Here is a 19759-nt window from a genome sequence, read left to right as displayed (position 1 = left end):
GATCGATGCGGCTGGTCACGGTGATTTTGTCGGCGTTGCAGGCGCGCGTATCGAGCGAGTAACATCCACCCACCCCATGCAGGGGCCGCGAGCCAGGGCCGCTCGCCGGACAGTTCAAATAGTGAGAAAGGAGCACAAGGTGGATATTCTGCGCAGTCTCCTCGGTATGCTGTTCCTGTTGCTGGTTGCCTATCTGCTGTCGAACAATCGTCGGGCGGTGAGCGGCCGGACGATGATCGCCGCGCTGCTCACGCAGTTCGCGATCGGCGCGCTGGTGCTGTTCGTGCCGTCGGGCCGCGCGGCGCTGGCCGGGGCCGCGAACGGCGTCAATCGCGTGCTCGACATGGGCAATCACGGCATCGCGTTCGTGTTCGGCGGGCTGGTCGACGCGCGGATGTTCCAGCTGTTCGGCGACGGCGGATTCGTGTTCGGCTTGCGCGTGCTGCCGATGATCATCTTCGTCACCGCGCTGATCTCGGTGCTGTACTACATCGGCGTGATGAAGTGGATCGTCGCGATCCTCGGCGCGGGGCTCGCGAAAGTGCTCGGCGTGAGCCGCATCGAGGCATGTTCGGCCGTCGCGACGATCTTCCTCGGGCAGAGCGAGATGCCCGCGCTCGTGAAGCCGTTCGTGCGGAACATGACGAGCGCCGAGATCTTCACGGTGATGGCGAGCGGCATGGCGTCGGTCGCGGGCTCGGTGCTGGTCGGCTATGCCGGCCTCGGCGTGAAGATGGAATACCTGCTCGCCGCGTCGTTCATGGCCGTGCCCGGCGGCCTGCTGTTCGGCAAGCTGCTGTTTCCGACCGTCGAACCGAGCCGCGTCGTGGTCGACGGTCTCGATTTCGACGACAAGCGCGCCGCGAACGTGATCGAGGCCGCGGCATCCGGCGCGTCGGTCGGGCTGCGCATCGCGATCAACGTCGGCGCGATGCTGATCGCGTTCGTCGGGCTGATCGCGCTGATGAACCTGATCGTCGGCGGCGCGGCCGCGTTCGCGGGCTTTCCGCAGGTCACGCTGGTGGGCATCATCGGCCACCTGTTCGCGCCGCTGGCGTGGATCATCGGCGTGCCGTGGCACGATGCGACGCTCGCCGGCAACTTCATCGGCGAGAAGCTGATCTTCAACGAGTTCGTCGCGTACGGCGACCTGTCGCCCTACCTGAAGGGCGGCGAGCACGTCGCGGCGGCCGGCCTGCAGGTGCTCGACCCGAAGACGCTCGCGATCGTGTCGTTCGCGCTGTGCGGCTTCGCGAACTTCTCGTCGATCGCGATTCTCGCGGGCGGCTTCAGCGCGGTCGCGCCGGAGCGCCGCTCGGAAGTCGCGCGGTACGGCCTGCGCGCGCTGACGGCGGCCACGCTGTCGAACCTGATGAGCGCCGCGATTGCCGGGCTGTTCTTTTCGCTGCATTGAATCGTGCAGTAGACTCCGACCGTTCGAAGAGAGGCAACGATGTTTCTACCGCAGGAATTCATTCGCAGGAAGCGCGACGGGCAACCGCTCGATCGCGACGGGATTGCCGCGTTCGTGCGCGGCGTGACCGACGGCAGCGTGACCGAGGGCCAGGTGGCCGCGTTCGCGATGGCCGTGTATTTCAACGACCTGAGCACCGAGGAGCGCGTTGCGCTGACGCTCGCGCAGCGCGACTCGGGCGACGTGCTCGACTGGCGCGCGCTCGATCTCGACGGGCCGGTGATCGACAAGCATTCGACCGGCGGCGTCGGCGATGTGGTGTCGCTGATGCTCGGGCCGATGGTGGCCGCGTGCGGCGGCTACGTGCCGATGATCTCCGGGCGCGGGCTCGGCCATACGGGCGGCACGCTCGACAAGCTCAGCGCGATTCCCGGCTACGACGTGATGCCCGCGACGGATGCGTTTCGTCGCACGGTGCGCGAGGTCGGCGTCGCGATCATCGGGCAGACCGCCCGGCTCGCGCCGGCCGACAAGCGCATCTATGCGATTCGCGACGTGACGGCGACCGTCGAGTCGGTCGCGATGATCACCGCGTCGATCCTGTCGAAGAAACTCGCGGCGGGGCTCGACGGGCTCGTGATGGACGTGAAGGTCGGCTCCGGCGCCTTCATGCCGACCGCGGAGAAATCGGCGGAACTGGCGCGCAGCATCGTCGACGTCGGCAACGGCGCCGGCATGAAGACGACCGCGATCCTCACCGACATGAACCAGTCGCTCGCGCCGTGCGCGGGCAATGCGCTCGAAGTCGCCTGCGCGATCGACTACCTGACGGGCAAGTCGCGCCCGGCGCGCCTGCATGACGTCACGATGGCGCTGTCGGCGGAGCTGCTCGTCACGGGCGGGCTGGCGCGCGACGTCGCGGCGGCGCGCGCGAAGCTGCAGGAGGCGCTCGATTCGGGTGCGGCGGCTGAACGCTTCGCGAGAATGGTCGCGGCGCTCGGCGGCCCCGCGGACCTGATCGACGTGCCCGCCCGGCATCTGGCGCGTGCGGCGGTGATCGTGCCGGTTCCCGCGCCGGCGACCGGCGTGGTGCAGCGGGTCGACTGCCGCGGGCTCGGGCTGGCGGTCGTCGCGCTCGGCGGCGGCCGCACGCGCGCGGAGGACGCGATCGACGTCAGCGTCGGACTGACGGCGCTGGCGGAGATCGGGCAGCGCGTCGAGGCCGGCGAGCCGCTCGGCTACGTGCATGCGCGCGACGGCGCGGCCGCTGCACACGCGGTGGACGCGGTGCGGCGCAGCTACGTGCTCGGCGAGACGGGCGAAGCGCCACCCACCCTTTACCAGCAGATCGGCTGACCCCACTCCCGGAGGCATCATTTCGATGGAACGAGACGAACTGATCGAACAGGCCAGGGCGGCGCGCGAACGCGCGTATGCGCCGTATTCGCGCTTCAAGGTCGGCGCGGCGCTGCAGGCGCGCGACGGGACGGTCTTCCACGGCTGCAACGTCGAGAACGCGTCCTACGGATTGTGCAATTGCGCGGAGCGCACGGCGATGTTCTCGGCGATCGCCGCCGGCTATCGCCCGGGCGACTTCGCACGGCTCGCGGTGGTCGGCGACACGGACGGCCCGATCGCGCCGTGCGGTGCGTGCCGTCAGGTGATCATCGAGATCGGCTTGCCCGACATCGAAGTGATCCTCGCCAACCTGAAGGGGGCCGCCGAGGTCACGACGGCCCGTGCGTTGCTGCCGGGCGCGTTCAGCCTGTAACGGCGCGCGCCGCGGCGGGTCGCACGCGTCACGCGCCTTCGCGCGTTTCGCGGATCGGGATCACGGTGCGCGCGCCGCACTGGCGCAGCAGGTCGCGCAGCTCGTTGATGACCGGAAACACCTCGTGGTTCCAGTCGGCGCCCTGGCGATCGTGCGCTTCCTGTTCGCGCTCGACGATCCAGCGATCCTCGCGGAAGATGCGCTCGGTGAACCACACGAGCAGCGGCCACGCGAGATCGAGCGCGAACGGGATGCCGGGCTTGTGGATCGACAGCAGGCCGAACGTGCGGTTGGTGCGCTGTTCGGCGTCGAGCGGCACGTAGACGATCCACAGGTCCATCACGAGCGTGCCTTCGCTCGAACGGATCTGCAGCGTCTGGTACGGGTAGCCGGTGCGCACCGTCATCACGCTCTTGTCGGACTGGTCGGCCGGCTTCTTGCTCGCGCCGAACACGAGCGCCTCGCCGACCGGCTGCTTGCCTTCCATCCGCGCGAACGTGTAGTCGACCTCGACCCAGTCGTCGCCGCGGCGACGGCCCACCGAGCGCGCGCGCATCTGCCCCATCTGCTTGCGGTGCAGGAACTGATGGTTCATGTCCATCAGGTTCTCGTGCATGAACGAGTAGTGGCACCTGACCTCGCGGCCGAAACGGCGCGTCTTGTACGCGCGGTTGTCCGCCGATTCGAGGGCGGGGAACGGCCGTTCCTCGGCGAGCGTCGCGTCGCCCGGGAACACGAAGATCAGCCCGTGCGCCTCGCGGCACGGATACGCGCGCACGCCGTTGGGCAAGCGCTCGCGGCCGAGATAGGGCACGTCGACGCAGCGGCCGCTGTCGCACGCGTAGGTCCAGCCGTGATAGCAGCAGCGCAGCGTTTCGCCGCTGACGACGCCCGCGTGCAGCGGCACCTGGCGGTGCGCGCAACGATCCTCGAGCGCGTACACGGCGCCGGACTCGGTGCGCACGAGCACGATCGGCTCGCCGGCGAAGTGCACGCCGAGCGTCTTGCCGCGCTTGAGCTCGCGCGACCACGCGAGCGGGTACCAGTGATCGGGATGAATCGGCACACGGCGCAGGTCGCGCACGGTGGCGCCGGAGGACGATTCTCCAACGGTGTTGCTGTCAGGCAAAGGCACTGCGAGCATGCGTGACGCCTCCTGGGCGGGTAGTCCGGGCGCCGCAAGAAGCGGCGGGGATCTGGAGAAGTCTACGCGAAGTTGCCCGCGACGGCGGACGCGATGCGGGTTTGCCCCGGCATGGCGCGACGGGTTTCGTTGATGCGGCGCAAATCGGGACGCAGGCGGCGCGCGCCGGTCATGCCCGGCCGCGCGGCGGGCGGTATCCCGTTACGCGGCCGGTGGCGGGTCATGAACGGGCGTCGCGCCACAGCACCGCGTCGGAACGGTACAGCGCCGGGAAACGCTGCTTCAGCCCGGCGACCTTCGGCAGGTCGTTGAACGCGATATACGGCGCGTCGGGATGCAGTTCGAGGTAGTTCTGGTGATACGCCTCGGCCGGATAGAACCCCTTGTAGTCCTCGACCCGCGTGACGACGGGCGCCGGGAACACGTGCGCCGTGCCGAGCTGCGCGATGTACGCGGTCGCGACCGCGCGTTGCTGCGCGGTGGTCGGGAAGATCGCGGACCGGTACTGCGATCCTTCATCGGGGCCCTGCCGGTTGAGTTCGGTCGGATCGTGCGCGACCGAGAAGAACACCTGCAGCAGCCGGCCGTACGTGATCTGCGTCGGGTCGTAGACGATGCGCACCGATTCCGCGTGCCCCGTCAGCCCCGAGCCGACGAGCGCGTAGTGCGCGGTTTCGGACGCGCCGCCCGCATAGCCCGCGGTGACCTGCTTCACGCCCTTGACGTGCTCGAACACGCCCTGTACGCCCCAGAAGCAGCCGCCGGCGAGCACGGCCGTTTCGTCGTGCGACGCGCCGGACGTCTCGTCGAGCGTCGGGGCGGGCACGGTGCGCATCGGCTCGGCGGAATTGACGATACGCTGGTAGCCGAACACGGCGGCGGCCGCGAAGGCGACGGCGCCGATGCGGCGCAGCAAGGTCGCGCGCCGTCGCGCCGCGGCATCACGGGGGGAGATCGGGATCATCATTTGCTCCTTTGCAATGGGTCGGGGATACGGCGCCGGGTGGCGGCGCACGCGATCAACCGAAAGTGAATGCGTACGCATCGACACCGGGATCGAGGAACTCGATCGCGAACGTGCGATCGGCGATCGCTCCCGGCTGCCGCACGAGCTGATACAGGCGCTGGCCGGTGACGGTGCCGTAGCCCCGCGCGTCGACGTCGGTGCCGTGCGCGGCGCCGGGGGCCGCGCCGTCGAGCGTCACGCGAAAGCGCACGGGCTGGCCGTTCGCACCCGGGCCGAGCACGAGGTGCAGGTCGCGCGCATGGAAGCGGTACACGATCCGGCCGTCCGGCGCGGCGAGCGACGCGCGCTCGGCACCGACGTTCCAGGTGCCCGCGAGGCCCCAGTCGTTGAGGTCCGGCCGGGCCGGCGCGTCGTAGCGGTGCGCCGCATCGCGCACGGCGCCGCCCGGCGACGTGAAGCTCTCCGCACGCGTGTAGCCGACATAGGTTTCGGGCGAGCGGACGTCCGCGCTGTCGGCCGCCGCGAGCGCCCCGTTCGCGGGCGCACCGGCCAGCCCGAGCGGCACGTTCAGCGCTTCCGGATGGCCGGCTTCCGCGAGCAGCGACTGGATCGCGCGCTCCGACTGTGCGTATTCGCCTTCGCCGAAGTGGTGATGGCGCACGCGCCCTTGCGCGTCGACGAAGTAGTGCGCCGGCCAGTATTCGTTGTTGAATGCGCGCCAGATCGAATAGCCGTTGTCGATCGCGACCGGGTAGTCGATGCCCAGGTCGTGCACGGCCTTCTTCACGTTGCCGATGTCGCGCTCGAACGCGAATTCCGGTGCGTGCACACCGATCACGACGAGCCCGTACGGCGCGTACTTGCGTGCCCACGCGTTCGTGTACGGCAGCGTGCGCAGGCAGTTGATGCATGAATACGTCCAGAAATCGACCAGCACGACCTTGCCGCGCAGGCCGGCCGCGGTCAGCGGCGGCGAGTTCAGCCACTGCACGGCGCCGTCGAGCGACGGCAGCGTGCCTTCGACGGGCAGCGCGGACGGCGTCGTGACGGCCGCGCGCATCATCGCACCGCCGCCGGCCGGTGCGCCGTCGGCGGCCGCGGCCATCATCGCGCCGCCGGTTGCGCTGTCGGCAGCGGTGCCGGTCGCGGCCATCGCGGCCGGTGCACCGTTCGAGCGTCCGCCGAGGCGGTCGACCAGCTTCGTCTCGAGGCCGCCCGTCGTGACGGTCGACAGCTGCGCGAGTGCGCCGGTGTCGAGGCCGAGCGCGATCGCGCCGACGCCGGCCAGCAGTGCCGCGCCGATCCCGCGCCGGATCCATTCGCCGGCGCCGAGCGAGCGCTTCATCGCGGCGAACACCTTGCCGCCGATCACGAGCGCCACGCCGAGCGAGGTCGCCGCGCCGGCCGCATACGCGACGAGCAGCAGCGTCGTACCGACGCTCGCGCCGCGCAGGGCGGCGCCGGTCAGCACGAGCCCGAGGATCGGGCCCGCGCACGGCGCCCACAGCAGGCCGGTCGCGACGCCGAGCAGCAGCGACGATGCGGGGCCGGCCGGGCGGCCGTCGCGCTGCGCGAAGCCGGTGAGCCGGTTGCCGGCCGCGACGAGCGGGCGCGTCAGGTGTTCCGCGAAGCGCGGCATCAGCAGCGTCAGGCCGAATACGGCGAGCAGGACGATCGCGATCCAGCGGCCGGCCTGGTTCGCCTGTGCGACCCAGCCGCCGCCGACGGCGGCGAGCGTCGCGACGACGGCGAACGTGAGCGCCATGCCGGCGAGCAGCGGCAGGCCGGTGCGCGCGAACGGCTGGTCGGCGCGGGCGAACACGAACGGCAGCACAGGCAGGATGCAGGGGCTCAGGATCGTGAGCACGCCCCCGAGATAGGCAAGGACGATGAGCAGCATGGTGCGTTCTCCAGTCGGTCGGAAGGGGGGCCGGATCAGGCGGCGGCCGGATGGAAGGTGAGCGCGAGGCCGTTCATGCAGTAGCGCAGGCCGGTCGGCTGCGGGCCGTCGTCGAACACGTGGCCGAGGTGCCCGCCGCAGCGCCGGCAGTGCACTTCGGTGCGGACCATCCCGAACGTCGTGTCGGTGTGGGTGTCGACCGCGTGGTCGAGCGGCTTCCAGAAGCTCGGCCAGCCCGTATGGCTGTCGAACTTGGTGGCGGACGAGAACAGCGCGAGCGCGCAGCCGGCGCACGCGAACGTGCCGGCCCGGTGTTCGTCGTTCAGCGGGCTGCTGTACGGCCGCTCGGTGCCGGCTTCGCGCAGGATCGTGTACTGGGCGGGCGTGAGCCGGCGATGCCATTCGGCATCGCTGAGCGTGATCTCGAAAGGGGCCGCCGGTGCGCCGGCCGGCGGCGCGGCGAACGCCCGGCCGACCAGCGCACGCCGTCCGGCGGACGACAGCGCCGCGAGCGCGGCAAGACCGGTGGCGCCGGCGAACAGCAGATGTCTGCGGGTGGGCATGATGGGCTCCTGGAAGCAGGTCCTGAAAACATGCGCCCATCGTAGGCAGCGGCCGGTGTCGAAGTCCTCACGGAAAGTTAAATGAATCGTGACATCTGGGGTGTTCCGAGGGGGGCGGTGGAATCCGTCGATGTTCCAGCTGGCAAGCGTCTTCGGACGGGTGAGCTGACGATATTTACCGCGCAGCGGTTCGCGCCGCGTTTTTAAGTGTTTTTTTTAGTTTTCGTTGAGTTGCGTGGCGAATCCGGAGTCAGATCCGCCTGTCCTCGCAATCCTTGAGCAATTCGCCAAGTGCGTCGAATACCACCCGCACGCGCCCCGGCACGGTCGCCGAGACGGTGCTGCGGCAGCTCGCATCGCGCGCTTTGTCTGCTTGAGTCCGTTGCGACGATCCGTATCGCTTCGTCGCGTTGCGTGACGAGCGTGGGTGACCACCCGACAGGGGGGGCGCCCGCTCCGCGGACTCGAGCAGCGCGACCCCATGCGTGCGATTGACTTGCGCGACAGTACGATCATGAGCGATGACCTTGCTCCGACATCCCGAGACTCGCGAACGCCGAATCGCTTTGGAAGCGGTGACATCGGATTACCGACGGCAAAACGGTCGTTCGTTCGCGCAAGCGATCCTCGCGTTCCACCCGTCGACGCGATGGCGTTGTGCTCGGGTTCCTGAAAGACGACGGTGAAACCGGGCAACGACGATGACGAGAAAAACTGCCGTGCGCTACGAGCTAGTGCACTGGAAGCTCGCCGCTGCCTTTACATCTCCACCGATATACTTGGGCCACAGTGGATAGCGGCACAACGGGCGCGTCCTCCCGAGCGTGGCGGCGTTGAGGTCGCTCATCGTCAGTGTTTCAGGTGCCTTGCCGCTTTCTACCCATTCATCGAGTGCGGATAGCGAATCGATGGCGGGATGAAAGGGGCCCGTGCCGTGGCCGACCCCCGGCATCAGATAAAACCGCACGAAGCCGTCGACCGTTCCTTGTCCGAAGCGCTGCACCAGACCGGCGTAATAGTCGGTGCTCGAGTCGGTGCTCACGATCTCGTCGGCAAGGCCGTGCGTCATGATGAGCTTGCCGCCTTTCGCGACATAGGCGCTCAGGTCGGTGCTCGTTGCATCGGTCAGCGCCGAAAGCGCCTGGACGCGCGACTGATACGCACCGGGATTGACCGGATCGAACGTCAACGAATCGAACGTGGGCACGCGTGTGACAAAGTACTTGACCCATTGATCGCCTGTCACCCACTGGTTCGCGTCTTTCTTTCCCGCGGGATTCGCGGGTACTTTCGATTCGCCGAGATCACGCGTCGTGTACGGCCCCGCGAACACCGAACCGGCGAGGATGTTGTAGCCGGCGTATTGCGTCACGCCGTTCGCAAGCGGATAAGGCAATTGCAACGGTGCAGCGATGGTCTGAATGGTCGCGATCTGCGCATCCGACAGACAGGTGTCGCCCGAATCCGCGCCGTTCGGGCAACGCACGGACGCCAGCACCGTCGCCGATTGCGCCTTGCACGCCGCCACGTTGGACACGATGCCGTCGGCGACACCGTCGAGCGCATCGCACGCGCTCATGACGGCATTTTGCAGCAGTACCGTTTTGGCGACATCGAGCCAGCCTGCGCCGTTGTTCAGGTAGAGTGCGCGGCCGAGCACGACATTGCTCAAACGCAGCCCGGTATAGTTGAGCGCCGGGCGATTCACGACGATACCGTCATAGTCGGCGGGCCAGCGTTGCGCTTCGCTCAACCCGTCCCGACCGCCTGTAGAACTGCCGAAGAAATAGGTTTTGCCGGGCGCGCTCGCGTAGCGCTTTCTGATGAGCGCCATCGCGACGTCGTGTGTCTTCTTCAGACTCAGGCCGCCGTAGTTCGCCAGCGACTCGTCATTCGCGGCGAACTTGCCGTCGGTGATGCTGGCGCTCTGATGCCCGGAATCGTCGCCGAACGTCGCGTAGCCGTCGGCAAGCGGCGTCGGCGTGCCCGTTGGCGCCATGTCGAGCGCGTCGACGCCGGTAATCAGCGTACCGTCGAAGCCGCCGCCGCCATAATGCAGCGCCTTGCGGTTCCAGTGGGTCGGCAGATTGACCTGAAACCTGATCGACGGCGCCGCGGGATCGACGGGAGCGATGGCCCCATTCACCTGGCAATATTCACCGGCGGCCTCCACCAGCGTGGCGCTCGTGATCGTCGCGCCGCCGGTCGGCTCGGCAATCGACGATGCCGGAATCGCCAGGCCGTTCAATGCCGCACATTGGGCCGCGGCTGACGGCGGTGGCGGCGAACTCGCCGAAGCGCCGCCGCTCGACTCATTGCCACCGCACCCGCTGATGCAAAGGCTGAGGGCGAGCGCCCCCCACAACGGTCTGTTGTCCATCGTCGTCTCCAGGATGAATGGATTGCTATTCGACAGCACCGCCTGCCTGCTCGACGCCAGATTCGGCGAGCCGAACGGAGGGGCCGAACAGTGCGCACACGCCGGCCTGCGATACGAACATTGCATCGCCGCTGTGCCCCGCGCCTTGAACTTCATGCAGCACATGCCGCAATGCCGGATGCCGGGCGCGCAGATAGGCGTAGTACGCGCGGCCGCGTGCGAGGCGGTGCGGGCCTTGCATCATCGCCTCGCATGAGCGGTCGAGAGCCGGGTGCGCCGGATCGTCGTCGTGCGCACCGAGCAGATAGGTGACGTCGTGATCGACATAACGACGTTCGAGCGATTGCGCGTCGAGTCCGTCCGCATAGCGGGGAAGTCGCGACGTGCCGTATTTCCATTCATTGAATCCGGCGCATGCGGTTCGATCGATGCCCTCGCAGTGCGGACGCCACGCGTCGAAATACACATACGACGAAGGATTCGCGATGACGTAACGTACTTTCACACCGCGTGCGAGACAACATGCCGTAGCGTTGCTGAGTATCGCGTGCCGATGCGCGACCTGCGCACCTCCGGAATGTCCCGCGATCACGATCTCGCGCAGCTTCGGATAGCGGCCGCTCTGCATGCCCTGAACATAATGTTCGACGAGCGCATCGAGCACATCGAACGAGCTGAGCGGCGCTGGACCGACTGCGTCAAGTCCGCCCATCCACGAGGTCCATTCCCAATGCAGACAGGCGTCCGCCAACCGGTGATACGCGACGTCGGCCGTCGCGAGAAATTGCGGCACGGCGAGCATCACGCTTTTCGCATCGGCCGTGGAGGCGTCGAGCGCGCGCTGCGTCGATCGAAGGTATGCGTCGGCGTCGCGCAATCGGCCGTGCAGCATCACGACGACCTGCGTCGCGGTTGCCCGTGCGGCGGTGCCGCCCGTGAACAGCGGCACGTTCGCTGCGCCGCGTGACGTCGAAACGGTCAACCGCTCGCTGGCGACGACTTTGACGGGTACTTCGTTGCGTGGACGCATCTCGTGGTTCCGGGGAAGGCACATCGCGGCGCTCATGCTGTATCACCCGGCCACAGGTCGGGCTCGCGGCGCAAGCGTCGCCCGGACGACGTGAACCCGACCAGCAACAACGAGACGATGCCGGCGAACACCAGATACCACGCCGGTACGATGCGCGAGCCGGTGACGTCGATCAATGTCGAAACGGTGAGCGGCGCGAGTCCGCCAAACAGCGTGACGGCCACGTTGTACGACAGCGCCACGCCCGTCGAACGCATGGCCGTCGGAAACAACTGCGTCAGCATGCCGGGGTGCGCGCCCGACATGACGCTGAGCACGACCGTCGCGATTATCTGCGCGCTGAAGACGCGTTCGGGCGAGGGCGCCGCGAGCACCCATGCGAAAAGCGGATAGGCAGCGCATACCCAGGCGATCGTCACCGGAAAGAACAGCCGATACGCGCCGAAGCGGTCGGCAAGCTTCCCTGCCAGCGGATAGCCGACAATGCCGATCAATCCGGAGATCGCCGTACCGAACAGCGCATTCTTGAGCGGTAGATGCAACTGGTGTTCGACATAGAGCGGCATATGCGAGTGCCACAGATAATTGGTCGCGGCGCCGATGATGATGACGCCCATCGCGCATAGCGCCGCATCGCCGCGCTCGCGAATGAATGTCCGTAGCGACTGGCGTGGCGCATGTCCAAGGCGCTCCCGCAACTGTACGAATTCCGGCGACTCGCCGACCTTGTGGCGGATGTAGAAGCCCACGGGCCCCACCAGCGCGCCGAGCAGAAATGGCACGCGCCAACCCCACGTCACGAGCGACTGGTGCGACAGCTGCGTGGTGAGCAAGTACGAACACAGCGACGACAGAAGCAGCGCGACGGCCTGTGACGTCATCTGAAAACTGCCGAAGAACATCTTGCGCCCTGGCGGTGCGTATTCCGTCAGCATCGCGGCCGCTGTCGCGAACTCGCCGCCCACCGAGAGCCCTTGCAGAATACGGGCGAGGACGACGAGGAGCGGTGCGGCCATGCCGATGGCTGCGTAACTGGGTGTCAGGCCCATCATCAGCGTGCTCGCCGCCATCAGCAGAATCAGCAGCGACAAGGTTTTGCGCCGACCGTAGCGGTCCGCGCATGCGCCTATCACGATGCCGCCTAGCGGCCTCACCACGAAGCCGACCGCGAACGTCGCAAGCGTCAGCGTGATCGACACAAATCCGTTGCCGACAGGGAAAAACACCTGCGCGATGATCTTCGCGAAGTAGCCGTAGATGAGGAAGTCGAACCACTCGAGGCCATTGCCGATGACCGACGCGAGCACCGCGCGGCGGGTTTGCGAACGGCTGAGTGCCGTTGCGGCCGACGCGTGCACAGCCGCTTGCAAGGTGGATTGCATGTGTCTCCTTTGATGCGCTTCCAGCTTTTGAAGCAAGCGTACGTGTCGATGTCGCGAATGTAAAATACCGATGAGACACGGTTGCCATATCCAACGCATATACCAGACAAACGATGGAACTCAGACAGCTGCGCTATTTCCTCGCCGTCGCCGAAGAAGGTCAGTTCACTCGGGCCGCCGCGCGACTGCATATCCAGCAGCCGCCGTTGTCGCAGCAGATTCAGGAACTCGAACAGGAACTAGGCTTCGCGCTGTTCGTGCGGCAGCCCCGCGGCGTCGTGTTGACGGCGCCCGGCGAGATCTTCGCCGCACGCGCGCGTACGGTACTGCTCGAACTGAACAACGCCGTCGTCCATGCGCGCCGAGTGGCGCAAGGCCGGATCGGCACGGTGCGTATCGCGCTCACGAGTTCGGCGGCGTTTCACCCCCTTACGCCTACCGCTATTCGCAATTTTCGGGACATGTACCCCGAGATTTCGATCGAGATGAGCGAGGTGAATGCGGCGGAGATCATCGAAATGATGTTGAACGGCCGCGCGGATGCCGCCATTCTCCGCAAACCGGTCGAAACGCCCGCTGACCTACGCTTCGAACTCCTCGCCGAAGAACGCATGTTGCTGGTGCTGCCGGTGGGGCACAGGCTGGTCAGCAGTCGTTCCGTGTCGCTCAAACAGCTCGCGAACGAATCGTTCATCTTCGTGCGTCGGCCGGGTGCGCCCGGCATGTACGCGGACTTCATTCGCGCTTGTCAGGCGAAGGGATTCGAGCCGCACGTCGCGGAAGAGGTGCCGCGCATGGTGACGGCAATCAATCTCGTGGCGGCGGGCGGCGGCGTATCGCTCGTTCCGGCGTGGATGCAACGTTACCATCAGGAAAGCGTGCGCTACTGCCGTGTGGCCGGCGATCATGCGTTTCGCGCGCCGTTGCATCTGGTTACCCGGCATGATTTGCAAAACCCCGCCGCGTCGCATTTCCGTGAAGCGTTGCTGATGTTTGTCCAGCGTCACCCGCATCGCGAATAAGCCTGAGAACGGCAAGCACCTGACGGATGGCGCGGTCTGCCGAGTTCCGTTGTGCAATGTCGACAAATTCCCGGACGCGCGGGCTGCCTTCTCGGACGCTCCGTCGCATCGCGTGATCGCGGGGAGCGATCGGTTACAGGTGATGGTCTGTGGCCCGGCGCGGCAAAACGGGTTGCCGGCGGTGCAGGATACGGGTCGCTTCGAAGGCAAAGCCGACCGCAGGGTTTGCCGATTTCCCGCTTTTCGTGCATGTATGGCCCCGCCGCCTTTTGCAAGCCTCTTGCTCGGGATGTCGAAACGATCTACATGCCTCTATCCGGCTCGCCTGATGCGAACGCATGGCCGGAACGCCAATCGTGACGTACTGGCTGTCGCGACACGACCGCGTTCATACGGTCGGACAACGGCATCGAATCCGTCGTTGCCGGCGCCACGACAGGTTTCTGCCGTGAAGGCGACGTGGTCGCGTGTCATCGTATTCACGAATTGCCCGGCCATCCCGTCAATTTGTGTGCCACGCTGCCTGCAGGCACATTGGCTTTGGCGCGGTGGCACGCCGCGAGCTGTGCCAATAGCGTCGAAACGAGTTCGAACGCAACGCGTCGCATTTTGCCGCTCTCCGGCGACGTCGATATGTCGAATAGGGCGTCGGCGCGACATTGCTGCATCAATTTGGTGCGCCCATCAGGGGTATATCCATATTTAACGAAACGTTTGCGTGGCACCGTTTCGAAATATTCGGTAATTGCACCGCTATTCGAGCGTCGATACAGCACGGGATACTGCGTGGATTTCCAATGACATCGGATGAATATGTCCGTCGCGAACGTTTGCCTCGATATCGAAGCGAATACAAATCGTACTTCGCACCACCCATTCGTGTTCAGCAATTTCCGATCAGGGCTCACACGATTACATCGATTGCCGTCTGCATTACACCCGGGACCCGTGCACGCGACATCGATTTGAACGTGACGCCGAGGTGCACGAATAATCGAGGCAACTGCCCGAATTTGCGGCGGTCCGCACACCCATGCGGTCGCCGAAACATCTTCCCTCATCCAGCCCTGATCCACCGGCTCACGGGCGTCATGCACCGGGCGGCCCGAATTTCGTCGCAATTATCCTGAGCCCGGTAAGTTTCCCGTTATCCCGATCGATATCCGCTGTCGATGACTAGCGTCAATTTTCTATCGAATTTTGAGAATTAATTCACATTCCATCCGGCTATTGTCAATAAACAGGGTCGCATCACGGGCTTGATTGATTCCGACAACAACACGGCGGAAACGGACATTGATAAATCGGCTAACAATCCCAGCCGCATATGATGCGGCGCAGAAATCAAGAAATGTAAGAAATTGTTAAAGGGCCGCAAGATGCAAACAGTATCGAATCATTCGTCGGCGGGGTTAAGCGTGAATCGTGGCAGAGGCTCCGGAACCGGGCATCAACGGGTAAGCGTAATCGTACTGTTGCTCGAGGGTTTTTCGATTATGCAGATGGGCAAGCTGGCGGCAGTGTTCGAACTCGCCAATCAGCTAGGTCGGGCCGAGGGCGAATTCGCCGACCACTACGAATTGCGGCTTTATTCGATCCATGGCGGCCCGGTTCGTTCGTCGTCCGGTGTCGGAATCTGGACGGACGCCACCCGCATGCTCGATGCAAGCACGGTTCACGCGATGTTCGTCCTGAGCGGAGAGGGTGGGATCGATGCTCTCGACGAGCAATTGATCGCGTGGCTCAGGCACGCGCATCAGCGCGCGCGCGTGGTCAGGGGCAGCGGTGGCGGCCGGAAGCTGTTGACGCAGATTCACCTGGCGCAAAAGGAGGCCGAGAAGGTGTTGCCGTCGGCGGACGACGACGGCGCTTCGCACCTCGGACGCGACGACATCGAATGTGCGGGTGACGAAGACGACGGGCCGTTCTCGGACGCGTTGTCGATCGTGCGCGTGGACATGGGTTACGAAATCGCGCAGGAAATCGTGGCGTGCATGGTATCCGGTGCGAACCGCAAGCTGACCGACGTGCTGTTCGGCGCTCGTGTCGCGCGCGCCAGCACCTTGATCCGACGCGCGGCCCATCACCTGCGCGTCAACAGCGAGAATCGGATCTCCATCGCGGACGAGGCGCAGGCCGCCGCGATGAGCGAGCGCAATTTCCTCCGGCGATTCAAGAACGAGATCGGTGTGACGCCAACCGAGTTCGTGTTGAGAATCCGCCTTGAAAAGGCCTGTCGCATGCTGATCGAAACGGACCTGCCGGCCGATAAGGTCGCGAGACGAACCGGCCTTGGCAGCGGCGACCGGATGGCCAAGCTGTTTCGCCAGCACTTGCAGACTTCACCAACCGAGTATCGGGCCGCTGCTCGAAAAGGCGGCGAAGCCTCGGCGGAAATGCTGTATGCGTCGGATCTGAGCAGCTGGATGAACAACGCGACATCGTAGTCGCGAGCGTGCCTTTCGTCACTCGAAGCCGATACGTCAATTCATCGTGCCGGGCGTAATGAGTTTCCGGATGAACGGTATTTCAATCGAATGACAGGGCGCTCGATTCGTACTGCAAAATTCGTATATCGGTGGATCGACGCGCAACGAAGGCGGATTCGGCCACAATCGTGGCGCCGTCCGACACCCGCCGCCCGAACCGCGTATCCGCTCGATTAGGTTATCGACTGGCCTTTCGAGGAGGCGGCACCCCGGTACTCCTCGGAATTTTGCCTGCCGTGTGTTCGTGAGCGCACCGTGCAGGCCTTTTTATTCCTCGAACCAGCATTCGCGCGGACATTGACCGCCGATGCTCGCTCGTCTGTTCCGCGTGGCACCCGGCGATGAAATCGCCGTCTGGCATGGCGAATGTCACCGGCAACATGAATCCTGCATTGGCGGGAGGCGGCGTAGTGCCGTAGCGGTCGTGATTCGAGAATCACTGAAAAGACGTGCGTCATTTCGCACGGGATGTTATCCGGACAATCGTGAGGGCGATCGGATAAATCCGGCATGGATTCACCCTTGATTCCATCAGCCATCAACAAGGCGAATTCGGACGCAAGCGATAAATGCGCGAGTCGCGATGAATATGATGCACTGCGGAAACACGGAAATGACGACATTCCGACGGGCACACGGATGGGCACGCTGACCGGCGAGCGCACCGCAGCGTGCCGCGGCACAGCGGAATGACCGCCTCGCGGCGCCATGAGTTCTGACGTGAAGTGCCGGTGCGGAACGCGGATGGATGCTGGACTGAAAATTAGGAGTTCATATCAATGAATTCGTTGATCAATCGAGCGACCGATATCGGGCTGATCGTGCTGGGCGCGTTCATTCCCGCGTTGATCGGTGCCACCGGCGGCGCGCGCGGGACGCTGTTCGACGGCGCGCTCGTCGCGTTTGCCGCCGCGCTGGCCTTGTCGGTATTTCCCGCCTGTGGCATCTACGACGCGGCGCGCACGCGTTCGGCACTGCACGTGCTTGGTCGAACCGTGCTTGCGTGGATCGTCGTGCAGGGCGTGAGCACCGCGCTGCTGTACATGCTGCATCGCGCGCACGTGCTGTCGAGCGAGTGGTTCGTGTACTGGACGCTCGCCAGCGGGATCGGCCTGATCGCGTTCCGTGCGCTGACGCTCGCGCTCTTCGGAATGATCGAGCGTGCCGGCGATCGGATGCGTGCGGCGGCCATCGCGCACGCCGACCTGCGCGGCCAGCGCGAGATCGGCCACCGCGCGGTGGGGCGCGTGAAGCGCCTGGTCAAGCGCGGCTTCGACCTGGTGTGCGCGTCGTTGCTGCTCCTGATGCTGGCGCCGGTATTGCTGGGCATCGCGTGGATCGTGCGGCGCGACGGCGGCCCGGCGATCTTCGGGCACGAGCGCGTCGGCCGCGACGGCCGGCGCTTCAAGTGCCTGAAATTCCGCTCGATGGTGACGAACGCCGATGCGGTGCTCAAGGCGCTGCTCGAGCGCGATGCCGACGCCCGCGCGGAATGGGATCGCGAATTCAAGCTGAAGAACGATGTCCGCATCACGCCGATCGGACGCCTGCTCCGTAAGACGAGTCTCGACGAACTGCCGCAGCTGCTGAACGTGCTGAAGGGCGACATGAGCCTCGTCGGGCCGCGCCCGATCGTCGAGGCGGAACTCGAACGCTACGGCACCGACGTGCGCTACTACCTGATGGCGAAACCGGGGATGACCGGACTCTGGCAGGTCAGCGGCCGCAACGACACCGACTATTCGACGCGCGTGTCGCTTGACGTGTCCTACGTGCGCGAATGGTCGCTGCGGCGCGACATCGGCATCCTGTTGCGGACGATCAACGTGGTGGTGCGCGGATCGGGCGCGTATTAGCCGCTGCCGCGCGCACGTCGCGAAGGATGGGCGGCGGCGCGTCACCGTGGCAGGCGCGGCGGGGTTCGGCAGTGAGCAGTGGCGGCAAGCATGTCCGGTCTCGACAGGGGTGCTGTACTCGCGTTCGACACGACACGACGCGGGGCGACCGGTGAAATTTCAAATTAAAAGAGTGCGAGGGTGTAATGCAGAGGTTGCGTCAAATGGAGTCGGCGCGCGCGATCGCGCCGCGCCGGCCAATGCGTGTCGGTTCGCTCGTGATGATCCCGCCGCTGTGTGCGTTGCTGGGCGCGTGCGGCATCGCGCCGGGCATGCGCATGCAGCAGCCGACGTCGATTCCGCTGCAAAGCGTGGCCGCGCAGGCGGAGAGCACCGTGCTGCCGGTGTCGATCACGAACATCGATCTGTCGCTGATCCGGCGCATGCGCGACACCGAACGCAGTACGCGCGGCGAAGCGCGCGATGTCGTCGGGTCGCCGGATGCCTACACGATCGGGCGCGGCGACGTGCTGCAGATCGTCGTCTGGGATCACCCCGAACTCGCGGCGGCGCTCGGCGCGCCGGCGCAGGCGGCGCCGCGACCGGCCGATGCGCCGCCGGGCTTCGTCGTCGACCAGGACGGCACGCTGCAGTTCCCGTTCGCGGGGCGCCTGCCGGTGGCCGGACTGACGGCCGAGCAGGTTCAGACGCAGCTCACGCGGCGTCTCGACAAGACGTTCAGGAATCCGCAAGTCACGGTGCGCATCGCATCTTTCCGCGCGAAGCAGGTGTATATCGAGGGTGAGGTGCATACGCCGGGCTCGCAACCCGTCAACGACATCCCGATGACGCTGTACGACGCGATCGGGCGGGCCGGCGGCTTCGCGGCGTCGGCCGACCAGAGCCGCGTCGTGCTCGTGCGCGACGGCGTCGAACGCCGGCTCGACCTGACCGAGATGGCCGAGCAGGGGCGCAACCCGTCGACGATCGTGCTGCGCAACGGCGATCTCGTGCGCGTGCTGCCGCGCGACGAGAGCGGCGTGTTCGTGATGGGCGAGGTCAACAAGCCCGTGACGGCGTTGCCGATGCGCAATGGCCGGCTGACGCTGAGCGAGGCGATCTCGCAGGCCGGCAGCTTGAACGCGAACACGGCCGATGCGGCGCAGGTCTACGTGGTGCGCGGGATGCAGGACGAGCAGCCGCAGGTCTATCACCTCGACGCGCGCTCGCCGGTCGCGATGGTGCTGGCGAATCAGTTCCAGCTGAAGCCGCAGGATGTCGTGTACGTCGACGGCAACGGGCTGGTGCGCTTCAGCCGTGTGCTCAGCCTGTTGCTGCCGGCCATCAACGCCGGCCTGACCGCGGCGATTGCGACCAAGTGATGGAATCGATCCTGATCGTCTGCGAGGGCAACATCTGCCGCAGCCCGATGGCCGAAGCGATGCTGCGTGACGCGATGCCCGGGCGCCGCATCGCGTCCGCCGGCCTGAACGCGCTGGTCGGCATGCCGGCCGCGCCGTATGCGCAGGACGTCATGCGGATGCGCGGCTTCGACGTGTCGACGCATCGCGCGCAGCAGATCGGCCGCTTGCTGTGTACCGACGCCGACCTGATCCTCGTGATGGACCGTCGCCAGCGGACGTCACTCGAGAACCAGTTCCCGTTCGTGCGGGGACGCGTGTTCCGTCTCGGCGAGTACACGGATTTCGACGTGCACGACCCTTACCGCCAGCCCCGATTCGTGTTCGAACGCTGCGCGCGGCTGATCGAGCTCGGCGTGTCCGAGTGGTCGAAGCGCCTGCGTATCGTCTGACGCGGCCGCAGGTCGATGCCCCAATGAAACCCCATATGCCTCCCGTCGC

17 protein-coding genes are annotated in these 19759 nt (G+C 65.9%); 9 read left to right on the top strand and 8 right to left on the bottom strand.

Annotated elements, in window-relative coordinates; genetic code table 11:
• Positions 1-139 precede the first annotated feature (139 nt).
• Genes AC1VVG_RS34810 through AC1VVG_RS34800 form a run of 3 tightly spaced genes read left to right on the top strand, consistent with a single transcriptional unit; the run spans position 140 to position 3185 of the window.
• Positions 140-1414, top strand: coding sequence for a NupC/NupG family nucleoside CNT transporter (locus tag AC1VVG_RS34810; protein WP_034190666.1), 1275 nt, complete (start codon positions 140-142; stop codon positions 1412-1414).
• A 39-nt stretch (positions 1415-1453) separates the two neighbouring features.
• Positions 1454-2770, top strand: coding sequence for a thymidine phosphorylase (gene deoA / locus AC1VVG_RS34805; protein WP_069707038.1), 1317 nt, complete (start codon positions 1454-1456; stop codon positions 2768-2770).
• A gap of 25 nt (positions 2771-2795) precedes the next feature.
• Positions 2796-3185, top strand: a complete 390-nt coding sequence (locus AC1VVG_RS34800; protein ID WP_482837623.1) for a cytidine deaminase — start codon at positions 2796-2798, stop codon at positions 3183-3185.
• A gap of 28 nt (positions 3186-3213) precedes the next feature.
• Here AC1VVG_RS34800 and AC1VVG_RS34795 read toward each other — a convergent pair whose 3' ends face one another.
• The 7 genes from AC1VVG_RS34795 to AC1VVG_RS34765 all read right to left on the bottom strand — a co-directional run bounded on the left by AC1VVG_RS34795 (position 3214) and on the right by AC1VVG_RS34765 (position 12551).
• Complete coding sequence (locus AC1VVG_RS34795) at positions 3214-4329, bottom strand: Rieske 2Fe-2S domain-containing protein (protein WP_482837622.1); 1116 nt, start codon at positions 4327-4329, stop codon at positions 3214-3216.
• Between the two features lie 220 nt (positions 4330-4549).
• On the bottom strand, positions 4550-5293 hold the full coding sequence (gene msrA / locus AC1VVG_RS34790; RefSeq protein WP_059558018.1) for a peptide-methionine (S)-S-oxide reductase MsrA: 744 nt from the start codon (positions 5291-5293) through the stop codon (positions 4550-4552).
• Positions 5294-5348: 55 nt separating this feature from the next.
• Positions 5349-7196, bottom strand: a complete 1848-nt coding sequence (locus tag AC1VVG_RS34785; RefSeq protein ID WP_482837621.1) for a cytochrome c biogenesis protein DipZ — start codon at positions 7194-7196, stop codon at positions 5349-5351.
• 35 nt (positions 7197-7231) lie between these two features.
• Positions 7232-7759: a peptide-methionine (R)-S-oxide reductase MsrB gene (msrB, locus tag AC1VVG_RS34780; protein ID WP_059557978.1), complete on the bottom strand. Its 528-nt coding sequence runs from the start codon at positions 7757-7759 to the stop codon at positions 7232-7234.
• 724 nt (positions 7760-8483) lie between these two features.
• Entirely contained in the window at positions 8484-10139 is a 1656-nt protein-coding gene (locus AC1VVG_RS34775; protein ID WP_034190900.1) for a tannase/feruloyl esterase family alpha/beta hydrolase, read from the bottom strand.
• Positions 10140-10164: 25 nt separating this feature from the next.
• The gene (locus tag AC1VVG_RS34770; protein ID WP_301742832.1) at positions 10165-11205 is read right to left on the bottom strand and encodes a hypothetical protein; all 1041 of its coding nucleotides are present in this window, start codon (positions 11203-11205) and stop codon (positions 10165-10167) included.
• Positions 11202-12551 carry an MFS transporter gene (locus tag AC1VVG_RS34765; protein ID WP_482837620.1) on the bottom strand — a complete coding sequence of 450 codons (1350 nt, stop codon included), beginning with the start codon at positions 12549-12551 and terminating at the stop codon, positions 11202-11204. The genes AC1VVG_RS34770 and AC1VVG_RS34765 overlap by 4 nt, the downstream gene beginning before the upstream one ends.
• Before the next feature lie 113 nt (positions 12552-12664).
• Here AC1VVG_RS34765 and AC1VVG_RS34760 point away from each other — a divergent pair, with 113 nt between their 5' ends.
• Complete coding sequence (locus AC1VVG_RS34760; protein ID WP_482837619.1) at positions 12665-13573, top strand: LysR family transcriptional regulator; 909 nt, start codon at positions 12665-12667, stop codon at positions 13571-13573.
• Between the two features lie 479 nt (positions 13574-14052).
• On the opposite strand, the gene AC1VVG_RS34755 is transcribed toward AC1VVG_RS34760, so the two are convergent.
• A complete protein-coding gene (locus AC1VVG_RS34755) occupies positions 14053-14349 on the bottom strand; it encodes a hypothetical protein (protein ID WP_482837618.1) in 297 nt (98 codons plus the stop codon).
• 726 nt (positions 14350-15075) lie between these two features.
• Between AC1VVG_RS34755 and AC1VVG_RS34750 the strand changes: the two genes are divergently transcribed.
• The 5 genes from AC1VVG_RS34750 (at position 15076) to AC1VVG_RS34730 (ending at position 19710) form a co-directional block, all read left to right on the top strand.
• A complete protein-coding gene (locus AC1VVG_RS34750) occupies positions 15076-16020 on the top strand; it encodes a GlxA family transcriptional regulator (RefSeq protein WP_482837617.1) in 945 nt (314 codons plus the stop codon).
• Positions 16021-16572: 552 nt separating this feature from the next.
• Entirely contained in the window at positions 16573-16755 is a 183-nt protein-coding gene (locus AC1VVG_RS34745) for a hypothetical protein (RefSeq protein ID WP_343727882.1), read from the top strand.
• Positions 16756-16841: 86 nt separating this feature from the next.
• Positions 16842-17918: a sugar transferase gene (locus AC1VVG_RS34740; protein ID WP_034190904.1), complete on the top strand. Its 1077-nt coding sequence runs from the start codon at positions 16842-16844 to the stop codon at positions 17916-17918.
• Positions 17919-18103: 185 nt separating this feature from the next.
• Entirely contained in the window at positions 18104-19279 is a 1176-nt protein-coding gene (locus AC1VVG_RS34735; RefSeq protein WP_049035391.1) for a polysaccharide biosynthesis/export family protein, read from the top strand.
• The gene (locus AC1VVG_RS34730) at positions 19276-19710 is read left to right on the top strand and encodes a low molecular weight protein-tyrosine-phosphatase (protein WP_069706634.1); all 435 of its coding nucleotides are present in this window, start codon (positions 19276-19278) and stop codon (positions 19708-19710) included. The genes AC1VVG_RS34735 and AC1VVG_RS34730 overlap by 4 nt, the downstream gene beginning before the upstream one ends.
• Positions 19711-19759 lie beyond the last annotated feature (49 nt).

The organism is Burkholderia sp. L-4 (assembly GCF_056856535.1).
The sequence above is the reverse complement of the archived record's forward strand: the minus strand, read 5'-3'. Positions and strand labels throughout refer to the sequence as shown.